This window comes from Cupriavidus sp. 8B (assembly GCF_054589115.1).
This window is the reverse complement of the sequence record NZ_BAAILO010000530.1, coordinates 75,416-92,510: the sequence shown is the minus strand read 5'-3', so window position 1 is coordinate 92,510 and position 17,095 is coordinate 75,416. Positions and strand designations below refer to the sequence as shown.

General features: G+C 59.9%; 15 protein-coding genes. 13 read left to right on the top strand and 2 right to left on the bottom strand.

What is annotated here, in order from left to right; translation table 11 throughout:
• Positions 1-113: 113 nt before the first annotated feature.
• The 10 genes from ACYP5B_RS46955 to ACYP5B_RS46910 all read left to right on the top strand — a co-directional run bounded on the left by ACYP5B_RS46955 (position 114) and on the right by ACYP5B_RS46910 (position 12,172).
• Positions 114-2,201 (top strand): hydantoinase/oxoprolinase family protein, encoded by a 2,088-nt coding sequence (locus ACYP5B_RS46955; RefSeq protein ID WP_459574169.1) that lies wholly within the window; start codon positions 114-116, stop codon positions 2,199-2,201.
• Between the two features lie 2 nt (positions 2,202-2,203).
• Positions 2,204-3,838: a hydantoinase B/oxoprolinase family protein gene (locus ACYP5B_RS46950; RefSeq protein ID WP_459574168.1), complete on the top strand. Its 1,635-nt coding sequence runs from the start codon at positions 2,204-2,206 to the stop codon at positions 3,836-3,838.
• 22 nt (positions 3,839-3,860) lie between these two features.
• Positions 3,861-5,093 carry an ABC transporter substrate-binding protein gene (locus ACYP5B_RS46945; RefSeq protein ID WP_459574167.1) on the top strand — a complete coding sequence of 411 codons (1,233 nt, stop codon included), beginning with the start codon at positions 3,861-3,863 and terminating at the stop codon, positions 5,091-5,093.
• A gap of 154 nt (positions 5,094-5,247) precedes the next feature.
• Complete coding sequence (locus tag ACYP5B_RS46940; RefSeq protein WP_459574165.1) at positions 5,248-6,024, top strand: ABC transporter ATP-binding protein; 777 nt, start codon at positions 5,248-5,250, stop codon at positions 6,022-6,024.
• Between the two features lie 17 nt (positions 6,025-6,041).
• Entirely contained in the window at positions 6,042-6,761 is a 720-nt protein-coding gene (locus ACYP5B_RS46935; protein ID WP_459574164.1) for an ABC transporter ATP-binding protein, read from the top strand.
• A 9-nt stretch (positions 6,762-6,770) separates the two neighbouring features.
• A complete protein-coding gene (locus ACYP5B_RS46930; protein WP_459574163.1) occupies positions 6,771-7,655 on the top strand; it encodes a branched-chain amino acid ABC transporter permease in 885 nt (294 codons plus the stop codon).
• Positions 7,656-7,665: 10 nt separating this feature from the next.
• Complete coding sequence (locus ACYP5B_RS46925; protein ID WP_459574161.1) at positions 7,666-8,682, top strand: branched-chain amino acid ABC transporter permease; 1,017 nt, start codon at positions 7,666-7,668, stop codon at positions 8,680-8,682.
• A gap of 143 nt (positions 8,683-8,825) precedes the next feature.
• On the top strand, positions 8,826-10,136 hold the full coding sequence (locus ACYP5B_RS46920) for an NAD(P)/FAD-dependent oxidoreductase (RefSeq protein ID WP_459574160.1): 1,311 nt from the start codon (positions 8,826-8,828) through the stop codon (positions 10,134-10,136).
• 36 nt (positions 10,137-10,172) lie between these two features.
• Positions 10,173-10,520, top strand: a complete 348-nt coding sequence (locus ACYP5B_RS46915) for a cupin domain-containing protein (RefSeq protein ID WP_459574159.1) — start codon at positions 10,173-10,175, stop codon at positions 10,518-10,520.
• A gap of 203 nt (positions 10,521-10,723) precedes the next feature.
• The gene (locus ACYP5B_RS46910) at positions 10,724-12,172 is read left to right on the top strand and encodes an NAD-dependent succinate-semialdehyde dehydrogenase (protein ID WP_459574157.1); all 1,449 of its coding nucleotides are present in this window, start codon (positions 10,724-10,726) and stop codon (positions 12,170-12,172) included.
• Positions 12,173-12,379: 207 nt separating this feature from the next.
• Here the strand turns inward: ACYP5B_RS46910 and ACYP5B_RS46905 are convergent, their stop codons facing one another.
• On the bottom strand, positions 12,380-13,288 hold the full coding sequence (locus tag ACYP5B_RS46905; protein ID WP_459574156.1) for a LysR family transcriptional regulator: 909 nt from the start codon (positions 13,286-13,288) through the stop codon (positions 12,380-12,382).
• Positions 13,289-13,393: 105 nt separating this feature from the next.
• Here ACYP5B_RS46905 and aptA point away from each other — a divergent pair, with 105 nt between their 5' ends.
• The 3 genes from aptA (at position 13,394) to ACYP5B_RS46890 (ending at position 16,694) form a co-directional block, all read left to right on the top strand.
• Entirely contained in the window at positions 13,394-14,740 is a 1,347-nt protein-coding gene (aptA, locus tag ACYP5B_RS46900; protein ID WP_459574155.1) for an omega-aminotransferase AptA, read from the top strand.
• Between the two features lie 49 nt (positions 14,741-14,789).
• Complete coding sequence (locus ACYP5B_RS46895) at positions 14,790-16,286, top strand: CoA-acylating methylmalonate-semialdehyde dehydrogenase (protein WP_459574154.1); 1,497 nt, start codon at positions 14,790-14,792, stop codon at positions 16,284-16,286.
• 225 nt (positions 16,287-16,511) lie between these two features.
• Positions 16,512-16,694, top strand: coding sequence for an alanine racemase (locus ACYP5B_RS46890; RefSeq protein ID WP_459574153.1), 183 nt, complete (start codon positions 16,512-16,514; stop codon positions 16,692-16,694).
• On the opposite strand, the gene ACYP5B_RS46885 is transcribed toward ACYP5B_RS46890, so the two are convergent.
• Positions 16,669-17,095 (bottom strand): IS5 family transposase (locus tag ACYP5B_RS46885; protein ID WP_459574151.1); only part of this gene is annotated, 427 nt, incomplete at its 5' end. The genes ACYP5B_RS46890 and ACYP5B_RS46885 overlap by 26 nt on opposite strands.

Sequence of the window (17,095 nt, the reverse complement as noted above, 5' to 3'; positions counted from 1 at the left end):
ATGCAGAAAGCGCGCATAAACTCTTCGTAACCGCTGCACGATCATAGTGTATCGCATATCGATTAAATAAGTGCAGTTTTTTGTGCAGACGCACCAGAACGGCGCCATTTGGCATGCACCACCTTACACATGCGCCGCTCGCCACCGTCAACCGCCTCATGTCGGATAAGGAAAGCAAAATGAAAGTAGGAGTAGAAGTCGGAGGAACCTTTACGGATCTGGTCGCGCACAGTCCTGGCCGGATACACGTGATTAAGGTCCCGAGTACACCAGCATCTCCTGATATTGGCGTCCTGGATGCGCTGCGAGCTGCCGGCATTGACTTTGCGCAGATCGACGACTTTGCCCACGGGTCCACAGTTGCCACCAACGCGGTGCTTGAGCGCAAGGGCGGAAAGGTCGCCTTTATTGCGACCGAAGGATTTCGCGACATCCTCTTTCTGCAGCGACACGACCGCAAGCAGATCTACGACCTGTTCTATAAGAAACCGGCGCCGCCAGTAAAGCGTCGCGATTGCTTCGAAGCGCACGAGCGCATACTGGCCGATGGGAGTGTGGAACTTGCATTGGATGAAGAGCAATTCCGCGCCGAGGTCCTGCCGAAGCTCGAAGCCGGTACGTTCGACGCTGTGGCTATCTGCCTGCTCAATGCATACCGTAATCCGGACCACGAACGCCGCCTGGCGGACATGATTCGGTCTGCCCTGCCGGGGGTCGTTGTGACGTGCTCTCATCAGGTGGCCTGCGAGTTCCGCGAATACGAACGTGCCAGCACCGCGACGCTGTCCGCGTTTGTGCAGCCGGTTATCGCGGGATATCTTGGGCGTCTGACCGAAGCGCTGACTCGGGAAGGGTTTCGTGGTCGCTTTTCGGTGATGCAATCCAATGGGGGGCGGCTGCCGGCTGACGCCATGCGTGAGAATGCGATCAGCGCGCTGTTCTCGGGGCCAGCCGCTGGCGTGGTCGGCGCGGTACGCCAGGTCATTCGATCCGGCTTCCAGAACGTCATTACCTTCGACATGGGGGGCACCAGCTCTGATGTGTGCCTGGTCCAAGATGGTAGGCCGACGTTGGCTCCGGAAACCGAAATCGATGGGCTACCCGTGCGCACCCCGGTCCTGGACATCGTCACGGTCGGCGCCGGCGGGGGAAGCCTGATCTGGATTGACGACGGTGGCATGCTGCGGGTCGGCCCGGAGAGCGCAGGTGCGCAGCCAGGACCTGCCTGCTATGGGCGCGGTGGCAACTTGCCTACCATCACTGACGCCCACGTCGTCCTCGGTACGGTCCGTCCCGAAGCCTTCCTCGGCGGCCAGATGAAAATTGATGTTGCCGCGGCGCACCGGGCCTTTGATTCGCTGGCTGCGCACTTCGGTCTTCCGGTAGAGGCGGTCGCCTACAACGCCGTGCGCCTAGCCAATGCGAACATTGTTCGCGCCATCCAACTTGTGTCCACCCAGCGTGGACGCGATCCCCGCGACTATGTTCTGGTGCCCTTTGGCGGTGCCGGACCGATGCAGGCGGCGCAGATCGCTGAAGAACTTGGCATCGCCAAAGTTGTTGCGCCGCCCAACCCCGGCGTGACTTCAGCGCACGGCCTGCTTGCCTCCGATTTCATCAAGTATGAGACGCTGACTCACCGGGTTCAGCTCGACGACCAGACATGCGGCCAGTTGCGCGAGCGCTTCGCCGCCATGCAACAGGACCTTGAAGCGCAGTTTCGCCAAATGGCTTTCGATGAGCCGCTGGCTTTCAGCTTCACGCTCGAGATGCGCTACGTCGGACAGGCCTTTGAAGTGCCGCTCGAACTCGATGCGCCCGCCCTTGCGGCACTGGATCGACAGAGCCTGGAGGCGGGCTTCATCGATGCTCACCATCGCATCTATTTCCACAGCGACAAGTCCGGCAGACCGATCGAAGTCGTCGCGCTGCGCGTGGGTGCAACGCTTGCTACGTCGCATGTTTCCGCTGCATCCGACACAACAAGCAGCCTGCTGGCCGCTCCGGGCGAGCCTGCCCTGTATGACGGCAAAGCCTGGGCGTCGTGCCGCCGCCGCACTGTCGCGGGGCTTAGTACTGATGGGACCACAGTGTCGGGACCAGCAGTGCTGGAGGACTACACCACGACCGTTCTCGTACCGGCAGGCTGGGCAGCCAGCGTCGATTCGCAATCCAACCTGATTCTTTCCAAGGAAGCATGAGCATGCCGGTCAATCCTTTCGACAACGCCATCATCAGCCAAAGCATCCTTGCCGCAGCGCGTGAGATGGGCGTAAAGATGATCCGCTCCGCCTATTCGACCATCCTGCGCGAGGCCAGCGATGGCTCGGCGGCGATCGCGAATGTGCATGGCGATATCGTGGCGCAAGCCGAGCTTATCCCCATCCAACTCGGCCCTATCGGCATCACGCTGAAGCAATGCCTTGAACGTCATCCGGTCGAAACCATCGGCCCGGACGACTTCATGATCACCAATGACCCATACTCGGGTGGCCAGCACCTGCCTGACGTCTATATCTTCTGCCCGATTTTCTACGGCGCGAAGCTGATCGGGTTCTCTGCCAGTGTCGCCCACCAGATTGACTTCGGCGGCGGCGCACCAGGCCTCGATCCGGCCGCCACCGACATCTATCAGGAAGGGCTGCGCCTGCCCCCCACCCTTTGGTCTCGAACCCGGGACTGGGATGGCGGCCCGCTCGAACAACTGGTCCGCGCGAATATCCGGGTACCGGACCTGACCATCGGTGACATGAACGCCATGTTTGCCGCCAACGCCATCGCTGCGGCGCGGCTTGTGCAACTTTGCGACAAATATGGCGATCGCGCGGTGACCGAGGTCATGGCAGAAATGGTCAACTATTCTGAGCGGCGCTTCCGCGCCGCCATTGGCCAATTGCCGGATGGTGTCTATTACGGTGAAGACGTGATCGACGATGACGGCGTGACCGATGAGCCTCTGGTGATCAAAGTCAGGGTAGCTGTGACAGGCGAATCTATCGATATCGACTTCACCGGCAGCAGCCCACAGGTACGCCGCAACCTGAACTCGCCATTCTCGTGCACAGTGTCCGCCGCCGTAACCTGTGTCAAGTCCGTGCTGACGTCTCCGGACATTCCTTTTAACGATGGCATCCTGCGCGCGGTTCGGATCACGGCGCCCTACGGTTCGATCCTGAACCCAGCCCCGCCCTCGCCTGTCCGTGCCCGACTGGAAGCAAACTATCGAATCTACAACGCCATCATGCGCGCATTAGCGCCGGTCGCTCCGGAAAAGGTCATCGCGACCGGCTTCGACACCTTGACCGCAGCCTGCTTCTCCCTGCAGCGCCACGAGGGCTACAGTGTCTACCTGGAGATCTTCGGCGGCGGCTATGGCGGATCCCAGCACGGCGACGGGTGTGACGCCGTGGACTCCCCGCTGTCGAACTGCGCCAACACGCCTGCCGAGGCTCTGGATATGGAGTACGACTTTTTCCGGCTGGAGCGTTATGCGCTGGAACCAGACTCTTTCGGTGCCGGCAAGTACCGCGGCGGTGCCGGCTTCAGCCGAGAGTATTCCGTGCTCAAGGATGGCGTCGTTTTCGCCATCTATGCCGATCGCCATCGCTATGCCCCGCAAGGCCTGTTCGGTGGCAACGAGGGCAGACGCGGCTATTGTGAACTGACCCGCAATGGCGTTACAGAAAGGCTCGCTTCGAAATCCATGGTCACGCTCAATCGTGGCGACCGGGTCAAGGTCTATATGGGCGGTGGCGGTGGTTATGGCGATGAGGCCGAGCGCGATCCGGCACTCATCAAAGCCGACATCGACGACGGCATGGTCGCAACCGCGCGCTGAACCCACGTCCACGGAGGAAATCATGAACAAGTGTTTGAGCAACACAATTCGCCTGTCCGCAGTCGCGCTGACGGCGATGCTTTTCGCAACCGGGGTGCAGGCAGAAATCTCCGACGGAGCTGTCAGGATCGGCTTGCTTACAGACATGAGCGGTTCATTTTCGCAGTTCTCCGGCCAAGGTTCGGTAGTTGCGGCACAAATGGCCATCGACGACTGCCTCGCCCGGGAATGCAAGGGCATGAAGATCGAGTTGCTGTCCGCCGACCACCAGAACAAGACGGACATCGCGCTCGCCAAGGCCAGGGAATGGGCCGATGTCAATAAGGTGGACGCCTATGCAGACATGGTGAACTCCGCAGTGGCGCTGGCGATGCAGAATCTTGCCGTACAGAAGAAGAAAGCAGCCTTGTTCGCCGGTGGTCCCCTGCGCATCTCGAACGAGGACTGCCAGCCAGAATATGCGGTTCAATGGATGTGGGACACCTATTCGCAGACCGCCGCGGCAATCAAAGGCCTGGCCAAGCCCAAACAGGGTTGGTACTTCATTACTGTGGACTATGCGTACGGCAATGCCGCCGTTGCCGAGGCGCGAAAGCAACTCGAGGCAATCGGTGCCTATACCGTAGGCGAATCGAAACATCCACTAAACAGCAGCGATATGTCCTCGCAGATCATCGCTGCGCAGCAGTCGAAAGCCGATGTTGTGGCGTTTGCGAACTCGGGCGCCGACTCCGCAAATGCGATCAAGACAGCCAGCGAATTCCAGCTCGGCTCCAAGAAGCTGCAGGCTGCGTTCTTTCCAACCGTCTATGAGATCAAGGGGATAGGTCTGGCACAGGCAAAGGGTCTGCGCTTTCCTGAGAGCTTCTATTGGGATATCGATGAAGGTACCCGGCGATTCAGCAAGCGATTCATGGATATCTACAAGAAGGGACCGCCCTCCCTCACGCACGCCGGCGTGTATTCGTCCGTCTATCACTATTTGAAAGCGGTGGCGGCAACCAAGTCCGACGATGCGCGTACGGTGGTTCGCAAGATGCACGAACTGCAGATCCAGGACGACGTTGTACGCAATCCCAAGTTGCGACCAGACGGTCGCATGGTCCACGACTACTACTACTTCCGGGTCAAGTCGCCGCAGGAATCGAAGGGTTCCTGGGATCTCTACGCCCTGGAGAAGACCTTGCCGGGTGACGACGTCTTTCTGCCGGTCACCGAAAGCCAATGTCGCGTTTTCAAAACGCAGGCGAAGTAGCCACAGCATCTGCTCCTCCCTGTAGCACTGCTTGACGTCCCCGTTGCGCGGGGAAGTTGGCGGCCGTGGTGGCCAATGCAATGGCCGCCTCGGGCTTCCAGATACGCCACGCGTTGCCCCCGTTTGCGCGACGACGCCTTTCACTTAAAACGGCATGCCCCACGAAGACCTGATTCTGCAGACCCACTCATTGAGCAAATCCTTCAAAGGTTTTGACGCAGTCAGAGACGTCAACCTGCGCGTACGTCGCGGCTCGATCCATGCATTGATCGGCCCCAACGGCGCAGGCAAGACCACTTGCTTCAACCTGCTCACCAAGTTCCTGGAGCCGACCACCGGCACTATCGTATTCAACGGCATCGACATCACCCGCGAGAAGCCCGCGCAGATCGCGCGCCGCGGCGTGATCCGTTCCTTCCAGATCTCGGCGGTGTTCCCGCACCTGACGGTGATGGAGAACGTGCGCATCGGGCTGCAGCGCCAGCTTGGCACCGCCTACCAGTTCTGGCGCAGCGAACGCTCGCTGGACGTGCTCAACGGGCGCGCCATGGAGCTGCTCGAGCAGGTGGGGCTGACCGAGTTCGCGCACACGCTGACGGTGAACCTGCCGTACGGGCGCAAGCGCGCGCTGGAGATCGCCACCACGCTGGCGATGGAGCCCGAGCTGATGCTGCTCGACGAGCCCACGCAGGGCATGGGCCACGAGGACGTGGACCGCGTCACGCAGCTGATCAAGAAGGTTTCGGCCGGCCGTACCATTCTGATGGTCGAGCACAACATGAGCGTGGTCTCGTGGATCGCCGACAAGATCACGGTGCTGCAGCGTGGCGCGATCCTGGCCGAAGGGCCTTACGCCGAGGTGTCGAAGGACCCGCGCGTGATGGAGGCCTACATGGGCACTGCAGACGCTGAACTGCAGGGCGCGCACTGAGCCGGGGGAAACGAACGATGAGCACGAACAACACTCCCGCCCTCGAAATCAAGGGCATGCAGGCCTGGTACGGCGAGTCGCACATCCTGCACGGCGTCGACCTCACCGTGAACCGCGGCGAAGTGGTCACGCTGCTGGGCCGCAATGGCGCCGGGCGCACCACCACGCTGCGCGCGATCATGGGACTGACCGGCGCGCGCAAGGGCTCGATCAAGGTCAATGGCAACGAGACCATCGGCCTGCCCACGCACAAGATCGCGCACTACGGCATCGGCTACTGCCCCGAAGAGCGCGCGATCTTCTCTAGCCTGTCATGCGAGGAGAACCTGCTGCTGCCGCCCACGCTGAAAGGGCAAGGCGAGGGCATGAGCGAGGCCGAGATCTACTACATGTTTCCCAACCTGAAGGAGCGCCGCCAGAGCCAGGGCACGCGCCTGTCTGGCGGCGAGCAGCAAATGCTGGCGGTGGGGCGCATCCTGCGCACCGGCGCCAACCTGCTGCTGCTCGATGAAATCTCGGAAGGGCTGGCGCCGGTGATCGTCCAGGCGCTGGCGCGCATGGTCCGGATGCTCAAGCAGAAGGGATACACCGTGGTGATGGTGGAGCAGAACTTCCGCTTCGCCGCGCCGCTGGCCGACCGCTTCTATGTGATGGAGCACGGCAGCATCGTCGAACGCTTCGATGCCAGCGAACTGCAGGCAAAGATGCCGGTGCTGCATGAATTGCTGGGCGTATGAGGAGCACCCATGAACCTATTTGAAATCCCCCTGCCCGCGCTGCTGTCGCAACTGCTGCTGGGGCTCGTCAATGGCGCGTTCTACGCGATGTTGAGTCTGGGGCTAGCCGTGATCTTCGGTCTGCTCAATGTCATCAACTTCGCCCACGGCGCGCTGTTCATGCTGGGCGCGGTGCTGGCCTGGATGGGCCTGGAATACCTCGGACTTGGCTACTGGACGATGCTGCTGCTGTCTCCGGTGGCGGTCGCCGTGATCGGCATCCTGATCGAAAAGATCATGCTGCGCTGGATCTACAAGCTCAATCACCTCTATGGGCTTCTGCTCACGCTCGGCATCACGCTCGTCATTGAGGGGCTTCTACGTTCGGCATACGGCGTCTCCGGGTTGCCGTACCCCACACCGGAATCCCTCAGCGGTGCCACAGACGTTGGCTTCATGATGCTGCCAAACTACCGGGCGTGGGTCGTCGCAGCGTCCCTTGGCATCTGTTTTGCGACCTGGTTCCTGATCGAGAAAACCCGTTTGGGAGCGTACCTGCGCGCCGGCACGGAGAACGCCAAGATTGTCGAATCCTTTGGGATCAATGTTCCATTGATGATCACCCTGACGTACGGATTTGGCGTTGCGTTAGCCGCGTTTGCCGGCGTGCTCGCTGCGCCGGTGATCCAGGTCTCACCGCTGATGGGACAGAACCTGATCATCGTCGTCTTCGCCGTCGTCGTGATCGGCGGCATGGGCTCGATCCTCGGCGCAGTCGCAACGGGCCTTGGCCTAGGCGTGATTGAGGGGCTTGCCAAGGTCGTTTATCCAGAGGCCTCATCCACCGTTGTCTTCGCCATTATGGTCATCGTGCTTCTGGTGCGACCTGCTGGCTTGTTTGGCAAAGAGAAGTAGGAGATCTGACGTGCGAAAGAACCCGTTGCCACTGCTTGTTCTGACATTCCTGCTGTTAGCGCCGTACGCAGGCGCCTATCCTCTGTTTGTACTCAAAGTTATCTGCTTCGCCCTGTTCGCATGCGCGTTCAACCTTTTGATCGGTTATGGAGGACTTCTTTCCTTCGGGCATGCTGCAATGTTTGGCGGGGCCGGATACATTGCGGCGCATGCGCTAAAGCATTGGAGCATCACCCCAGAACTCGGTCTCATTGTCGGAACACTGACAGGTGCGTTGCTTGGGGGCACCATGGGAATACTGGCAATCCGGCGCCAAGGCATCTATTTTTCAATGATCACCCTAGCACTTGCGCAAATGCTTTACTTCGTCATGCTCCAGGCACCGTTCACGGGTGGCGAAGATGGGCTGCAAGGTGTGCCTCGTGGGAAGCTCCTTGGCGTGTTACCGCTAGACAACGACTTCGTGCTCTATTACGTGGTGTTGACGATCGCCACCGCAGCGGTCCTGCTCCTCTGGCGCGTCGTCTCCTCTCCGTTCGGCGCCGTGCTGCATGCCATTAAGGAAAACGAATCCCGTGCAGCGTCGCTCGGGTATAACGTGGAGCGCTTCAAGCTGGTGGCGTTCGTGATCTCCGCCGCGGTCGCCGGATTGGCCGGTTCTCTCAAGGTGCTCGTACTCGGCTTTGAAACCCTGTCCGATGTCCACTGGTCTATGTCCGGCACCGTGATCTTGATGACATTGGTCGGGGGGTTAGGTACACGCTGGGGACCCATGCTCGGGGCGTTGATCATCGTAGCGCTGGAAACCAAGCTGGGCGATATTGGCCACGTCTTGGCTTCGCTGACCAACATCGATGCATTTCTCAAACTTGGTGAGAGCGTTACCGTCGTCACAGGAATTCTGTTTGTCGTCACAGTATTGTTTTTCCGCAACGGCATCGCGGGGGCGGTAGCCTCACTCTGGCGCCTGATTGGCCGACCTCGCATTGACGGAAGACTCCGGTCAACCGAGCGTGGGCCAGCCTAATGACCTCGGAGCTATAGCGTCGATCAAACAGGTGGTCGCCAGGAACACCGGAATGAGGCCCCCAGCGCTCCTAACGAGCCAGATCTATTGAACCCGCATCATGTTTTTGAATCGCCAGTCATCCTGGCGAGAGGCGTCGCACCATGATAGCCACAACCTATACAACTGAAGTGTCCGCGCCATCGTCCCTTCCGCCATCCCTCTGGGCGGCAACGGCACCGGTGGCACCCAATGTTCCTCCTTTGCTGGCCTCGAAGACTGTGGACGTGCTGGTGATTGGCGCCGGCTACACTGGGCTATCGACAGCATTGCATCTCGCCGAGCACGGCAGCAATGTCTGCGTAGTCGACACGCATGAACCGGGTTGGGGAGCCTCCGGGCGCAACGGCGGCCAGGTCAGTCCATCCCTAAAGCATGACCCGGACGAACTCGAGAGGATGCTTGGGGGCGAGCGCGCCGAAGCACTAATTAACGCAGTGTCCGGATCCGCGGATCTGGTGTTCGACCTTGTTGAGCGATACAAGATCGATTGTCATCCAGTGCGCGCAGGCTGGTTGCAGCTGGCGTACTCTCCTAAGTCGGTGCCGGCATTGCATTCGCGCGCGAGGCTCTGGCAGCGCCGCGGCGTACCAGTTGAAATGCTTGATCGCAATGAGGTGGAACGACGTGTCGGGACGCGACAGTTTGCGGGCGGATGGTTGGACGGCAGGGCCGGGGCAGTCCAGCCCTTGGCCTATGCCCGAGGACTTGCCGACGCGGCCATTCATGCCGGTGCCACGATTCACGGTGGCAGCTGTGTGACAGGGTTGGCGCGCGAAGGCGCTAAGTGGAAGGCTACCCTTTCTACCGGCGCAGTCGTGACCGCAGAGGAAGTTGTCATCGCGACAAACGGCTACAGCGATGCACTTTGGCAAGGACTAAGGCAAACGTTGCTTACCGCTAACAGCTTTATTGTTGCCACGCGCCCGCTTCGCGGTCACATCGCGCGGACGATACTCCGGCGCGGAGAAACAGCTTCCACATCGCAGCGACTGCTACTTTACTTCCGCAAAGATCATGCCGGTCGCCTCCTGATGGGAGGGCGAGGCTTCTTTTCGGATCCTAAGCAACCAAAGGACTTCGCACATCTGGAGCGATCGCTGGCGTTGTTATTCCCGCAGCTCGGAACGCTGGAGTTCGAATACCGCTGGTCCGGGCGCATCGCAGTAACCCGGGATTTCATGCCGCACATTCATAAGCCAGCGCCTGGTATCACGATAGCGGTGGGTTGCAACGGGCGCGGAATCGCGCTCTGTACCAGCTTTGGCAAGCATCTGGCAGCCGACCTGATGAGCTGTGGGGAACAGTTTCCCTACCCGGTTTCGCCGCTTGCACCCATCCCCTTCCACAGGCTGCAGCGCTTCTATATCGCTGCAGGGGTTGCGTGGTACAGCCTGCTGGATAAGCTATCTTGACCCATCGCCTCTCACATCTACGCCTATCAGAGCAAAATGAGTATCCAGATAATTCATTCATCGTCGACAACTAGCGATTTACTCGCCAAGGGCCCAGTGCCGATCCCATTGAGCGAACCGGCCTGCCAAATTTCGGCGTTAGAAGTCAAAATGCCTGAGCGCCAAGAGTGCAAGACTGGCATTTGGGAATGCAGTCGTGGTCGCTTCGAGCGCCAGGTCGCCGCTGGTGAAGTGATGCATATTCTTTGTGGAAGTGGCGAATTTACTTCGCATGACGGGTCCGTGTATGCGTTCAGGAGCGGGGATACGCTCTTCTTTCCACCCAATACGTTCGGAATTTCGACCATTCAAGAGACACTACGCAAAGTCTACGTGCTGATTTAACGTCGTAGGGTGGTGACGCGGTTGTGCTACTCACCCATGCATCAATGACTGCCAGCCACAGAAGCGTCAATGGCACTTGCATATGGCGCACGTGGTCTGACAAGGCGAAGCTTCGTGTTGTTATATGACGCTACGCGCAACGCGTCGTTTTACTTCATTCTCTTGAACGCGACAAGCGTTCTGCCTTTACTGGGTAATTCATCATGCATGTAAAAGATCCTTCGCTATTCAAGCAGCTGGCCTATGTCGATGGCCAGTGGGTGGGATCCGATTCCGGCGCTACGTTTGACGTGACGGACCCGGCCACAGGCGAGATCATTGCAAAGGTGCCAGACTTACGAGCCGCCGAAACAGAGTGTGCAATTGCCGCCGCTGAAGTGGCTCAAAAGGGCTGGGCACAGAAGACCGGCAAGGAACGGGCGATCATCTTGCACCGCTGGTTCGACCTCGTGATCGCCAACACCGATGACCTTGCCTATCTGATGACGCGCGAGCAGGGCAAACCGCTTGGCGAAGCCAAGGGGGAGATCAGCTACGCGGCCAGCTTTATTGAGTGGTTTGCAGAGGAGGCCAAGCGCGTGGATGGCGAAGTGCTGGCGAGTCCCGCCGCCGATAAGCGGCTGGTAACGTTGCGCCAGCCGGTGGGTGTCTGCGCCGCGATCACGCCGTGGAATTTTCCGGCGGCGATGATCACGCGCAAGGTGGCCCCGGCTCTGGCAGCGGGTTGTGCCATTGTCGTCAAGCCCGCCGAACTCACCCCGCTGTCCGCACTCGCACTGGCCGAATTGGCTCATCGGGCGGGCGTGCCAGCCGGCGTGCTCCAGGTGGTGACTGGGGATGCGAAGACGATCGGCGCAGTGCTGACCCGTAGTCCGATTGTGCGCAAGCTTTCGTTTACGGGCTCGACGGAAGTAGGTCGAATCCTGATGGCCCAGTCGGCGCCTACGGTAAAGCGTCTATCTCTGGAATTGGGGGGCAACGCACCATTTGTTGTGTTTGACGATGCCGATGTAGACGCCGCAGTGGAAGGCGCCATCGCGGCCAAGTACCGCAATGGTGGCCAGACCTGTGTCTGCGCGAACCGCTTCTATATCCAGAACGGCATCTACGACGCTTTCGCGACGAAGTTTGCCGAACGCGCGAGCCAGCTGCGCGTGGGAAATGGTCTGGAGGATGGTGTCGTGATTGGTCCGCTGATCGAGGACGCTGCCGTCGAGAAAGTAACTTCGCTAGTGGATGACGCCATGTCGAAGGGCGGTCGTTTGCTCACTGGCGGGCGCAAGCATCAACTGGGCGGTACCTATTTTGCGCCGACCGTAATCGCCGACGCTACGGTCGAGATGCGCGTCGCGCTCGAGGAAATTTTCGGCCCAGTGGCGCCGCTGTTCTGCTTCAAGCGCGATGAAGACGCTGTGGCCGCCGCCAATGCCACGGAGTACGGTCTCGCGGCCTACCTTTACACCCGCGATATCACCCGTGCATGGCGCACGGCCGAAGCGCTGGAGTATGGCATGGTGGGCCTGAACACGGGCCTGATCTCCAATGAGGTGGCACCGTTCGGCGGCATCAAGCAATCTGGCCTTGGTCGCGAAGGCTCGCGTCACGGTATCGAGGAATACCTCGAGATCAAATACCTGTGCCTGCAGATGTAATTTGGTCTGGGCACCGCGCCAGCGAAGCCGGCGACACCTGCTTGTCGGCTTCGCTGCAAGGGATTCTCGGTAACCCAACCTGGGCAGCCGGGAAAGTGTATTTTGCGCCGGCATGCGACTCCCGGTGCCCTGCACAGCCACTGGAAATAGCGTGTTGAAAGTCAGGTGCGTGCGCTTGCCCGCCACGCGGCATCGTTCGCCATGCGATCAGGCGTTTTGAAGGAGCACTTCGAGAAACCGATCCACAATGAGGTTCTTCCTTCGTGCCTTTCGCGTCGCAACCCCTAGCGTCACGACGAACTGCATTTCCTCCGGTGACAGGGTCGCAAGCATCCCCTTCTCAACCCATGTGGCAGCAAAATGGTCCGGCAAGAAGCCGATGTATTCGCCTGTGAGAATCAAGAAGGCGATCCCCTCTCGGTCCGTCGCCGTCGCAGTGCAGGCAAGATCCTGGTGCAATTGCATAGCTTCAGCACTCATCCGATAGCTTGGCGCCACCGCGGGCGTATCTCGCAGATCAGCCATGGTCACGCTCCCTGCTGATGCAAACAATCGATGGCCCCAACTACAGTAGAGCGACGATCGCTCTTCATAAAGAGGGCTGTAGTCCAACGCGGTGAGGGTCGTGATGAGTGGCAAGGCACCGACATGCAAGCGGCCATCCAGCAATCCACGCTCAATTTCCTCGGGAGTGCTCATGCTGATATTGATGCGCACCCCGTCGCTCTGGCGCCGGATTGCCCTCAGGGCATCGGTAATGCGCATCTTGGGCTGGGTTACCAGGTTGTTCATGAGCCCGATATTGAGTTCGCCTCGCAAGTTCTGGTGGAGCTGATTCACCTCGGTGCGAAAGCCCTCTATGGCGGCAAGCACCGCCTCGCCTGCCCGGAGGACCTCGCGCCCTTCGTCAGTTAGGGCGAATCCCGCGCGCCCGCGCTGACACAGCCGGACGCCGAGCCGCTTCTCAAGGTCACTCATATGGAGACTAATCGCCGATCGTGTGATGCCAAGGGTGCTTTCGGCCGCAGCAAAGCTGCCAACCTCCGCCACGGTACGGAAGACACGTAGCAACCGAAGGTCGAAGTCGGTGACTTGGGATAGGGGAAGCTTCCGCATAGGTGAGTACTATGATAAGTAATCTTGAGAAAAATCGTATTTTACTCACGCAATGGAAGGTACACACTTGCGTCCTAGGCCCCCTGCCAACCAAAAGGAAATGCCGTGAATCCCTCAACTGTCCACGCCCTCAGGAACAAGAACGCGCTGAATCTCAGCGCCCACTGGATGCCGTTCAGTGCCAACCGCAATTTCCATCACGACCCGCGTCTGATCGTTGCTGCTGAGGGGCGTTATCTCATCGACGCCGATGGCCGCAAGGTCTTCGACGGGCTGTCGGGGCTGTGGACGTGTGGTGCGGGTCATAGCCGGAAAGAGATTCAGGAGGCCGTGGCTAGCCAGCTGGGCACGCTGGACTATGCACCGGCATTCCAGTTTGGCCACCCGCTGTCCTTCACGCTCGCCGAGCGCATCGTGGACATGATGCCCGGCAACCTGAAGCACGTCTTCTACACGAATTCCGGCTCGGAATGCGCCGATACGGCCGTGAAGATGGCTCGCGCATACTGGCGGCTCAAGGGCCAACCGGCTAAGACCAAGCTCATTGGTCGCGCCCGCGGCTATCACGGCGTGAACGTTGCAGGCACGAGCCTGGGCGGCCTCGGTGGCAACAGGAAGACGTTTGGCCAATTGATGGACGTGGATCACCTGCCGCACACGCTGCAGTCAGATTGCGCGTTCACCAAGGGCCAGGCCGAGACCGGCGGCATCGAGCTCGCCAACGAGTTGCTCAAACTCATCGAACTGCACGACGCCTCGAACATCGCGGCCGTCATTGTGGAGCCGATGTCGGGTTCGGCCGGCGTCATTGTCCCTCCCAAGGGTTACCTCCAGCGCCTGCGCGAAATCTGCGATCAGCACGGCATCCTGCTGATTTTCGATGAGGTCATCACCGGATTCGGCCGCATGGGCGAGGCAACCGGCGCGGAATTCTTCGGCGTGACCCCCGATCTCATGAATGTCGCCAAGCAGCTCACGAACGGCGCAATCCCCATGGGCGCGGTCATCGCATCAAGCGAAATCTACGAGACATTCATGAACCAGCCGGCACCGCAGCACGCTGTCGAGTTCGCACACGGTTACACGTATTCCGCCCACCCCGTTGCCTGTGCTGCCGGCTTGGCTACGCTGGACTTGCTCAAGCGTGAGAGTCTGATTCAGAAGGCCGCCGACTTGGCACCCCATTTCGAGCAGGCGATTCACGGCATTCGCGGCGCGAAGCACGTCGTCGACATCCGCAACTGCGGTCTGGCCGGCGCGATCCAGCTGGCACCGCGTGACGGTGACGCGACCATCCGCCCGTTTGAGGCCGGCCTCACGCTGTGGAAGAAGGGCTTCTATGTCCGCTTTGGCGGCGACACGCTCCAGTTTGGCCCGGCATTCAACACGACGACCAGCGAGCTGGACACCATGTTCGACGCAGTCGGAGCGGTCATTGAAACCCTTGCCTGAGGCAATGTAGGCGTCCCATCTCAGCAACATCTATCGTTCCGGATATTCTATGAATACCATCCCACATCTGATCAATGGTGAGCGTGTCGTGGGCGAAGGCCGCTCCTCGCCGGTCTACAACCCGTCCACCGGCGAGGTCACTCGCCAGATTATCCTGGCAGATTCCGCCACACTGCAGCACGCCATCCTGACCGCCAAGGCGGCATTCCCGGCATGGCGCAATACGCCGCCGGCAAAGCGGGCACAGGTTCTCTTCCGCTTCAAGCAACTGCTCGAGGAGAACGAGCAGGCTATCGTCGAGCTCATCAGCCAGGAACATGGCAAGACGATCGAGGATGCTGCCGGTGAACTCAAGCGCGGCATCGAAAACGTGGAATACGCGTGTGCGGTTCCCGAGCTTCTCAAGGGCGAATACAATCGAAGCGTAGGCCCCAACATCGACGCCTGGAGTGACTTCCAACCGCTCGGCGTGGTTGCGGGTATCACTCCGTTTAACTTCCCGGCGATGGTACCGCTGTGGATGTACCCGCTGGCCGTCGCTTGCGGCAACACCTTCATATTGAAGCCGTCCGAGCGAGACCCGAGTTCGACGCTCCTGATTGCCGAGCTGTTCCACAAGGCAGGATTGCCCAAGGGGGTTCTGAATGTGGTCAACGGCGATAAGCAAGCCGTCGACACGCTGATTGACCACCCCGACGTCAAGGCCCTGAGCTTCGTGGGGTCGACGCCTATCGCCGAGTACATTTACGCCGAAGGCACCAAGCGCGGCAAGCGTGTCCAGGCTCTGGGTGGGGCAAAGAACCATGCAGTTCTGATGCCAGACGCCGACCTCAACAACGCCGTCAATGCATTAATGGGAGCGGCATACGGCTCTTGCGGCGAGCGCTGCATGGCCATCTCGGTGGCAGTGTGTGTCGGGAACGAGATTGCCGACGCCCTGGTCGAGAAGATTGTGCCCCAAATCCAGGCACTGAAGATTGGTCCGGGCACTTCTTGTGGTCTCGACATGGGCCCGCTTGTCACGGCAGCTGCCTTTGAGCGCGTGACCGGCTATATCGATGACGGTGAAGCCGCTGGGGCAAACCTGCTTGTAGATGGACGCGGACTCAAGGTTCCCGGCCATGAGAATGGCTACTTCGTTGGCGGCACGTTGTTTGACAACGTGAAGCCCGAAATGAGCATCTACAAGGATGAGATTTTCGGCCCGGTACTGTGCATCGTGCGCGTCAAGAGCCTGCAGGAAGCGATGCAGCTCATCAACGCGCATGAGTACGGAAACGGAACGTGCATCTTTACGCGCGACGGTGAAGCGGCCCGTTTGTTCTGCGACGAAATCGAAGTCGGCATGGTTGGCGTCAATGTTCCGCTACCAGTGCCCGTGGCCTACCACAGCTTCGGCGGTTGGAAGCGCTCCCTGTTCGGCGATCTGCATGCTTACGGTCCTGATGGCGTCCGCTTCTACACCCGCCGGAAGGCAATCACCCAACGCTGGCCCAAGCGCGAAAGCAACGAGAAGGCGCAGTTCGCCTTCCCGAGCAACAGTTAATCTCCCAGGAAGCATAGGTAAGGCCGAAGACGTGTGCCCGAAAGCCCTACCTTCCGCTCTACCCACCTTCCCCTGCTGGTCGCGCACTCGTCCTGCGCGACCAAAGCATACCGGCAGTCCGGCTTCAGTGCCTCAAATGACTGCGTCGTTCTCTATCTCAACCGATGCAGCTTCCCTTCCCGCGTTCGGACACCGAAGTCATCTCATCCCCGATTTAGTCTACTCATGGCTCGCCCTGCTCTCGCTCGAATTGACCTTGTGGTCCTGCGCCGCAACTATGGACACTTGAGAACCGTGCGTGGAGGCCGCGCGCTTGCGGTGCTCAAAGCCAATGCCTACGGCCATGGCGCAATTCGATGCGCCGAAGCCCTAGGAGACCATATCAAAAAGACTGCTCAGCACGCCTGAAGACGTTCCAGCAAACGAGAGAGCAGCCAAGTTTCAGGAATGCTTCGTGAATGTCAGCGCGGCGCTCGAAGCGAATGCGAAGACGACGGAAACTGTGGAGCCATGCATGAGTACGTTCGACCACCCAGCGAAACTTGCCGAGACCGCTACCGTGTTCGGTTCGGCGTTTCGCGAGCACTGGCTTGATGCCGCGCTCGCGTAGCTTCCGACGATGCAGTTCGGAATCGTAGCCGCGATCGGCATAGATGACTTTGGGTTTCTGAAGTGGTCGGCCACGCACGCCGCGAATCGGTGGAATCGCGTCGATGCGCGGCAGGAGTTGGGTGACGTCGTTTCGGTTCGCGCTGGTCAGGATCGCGCTGACGGGGATTCCGTTGGCGTCGACGAGGATGTGGTGCTTA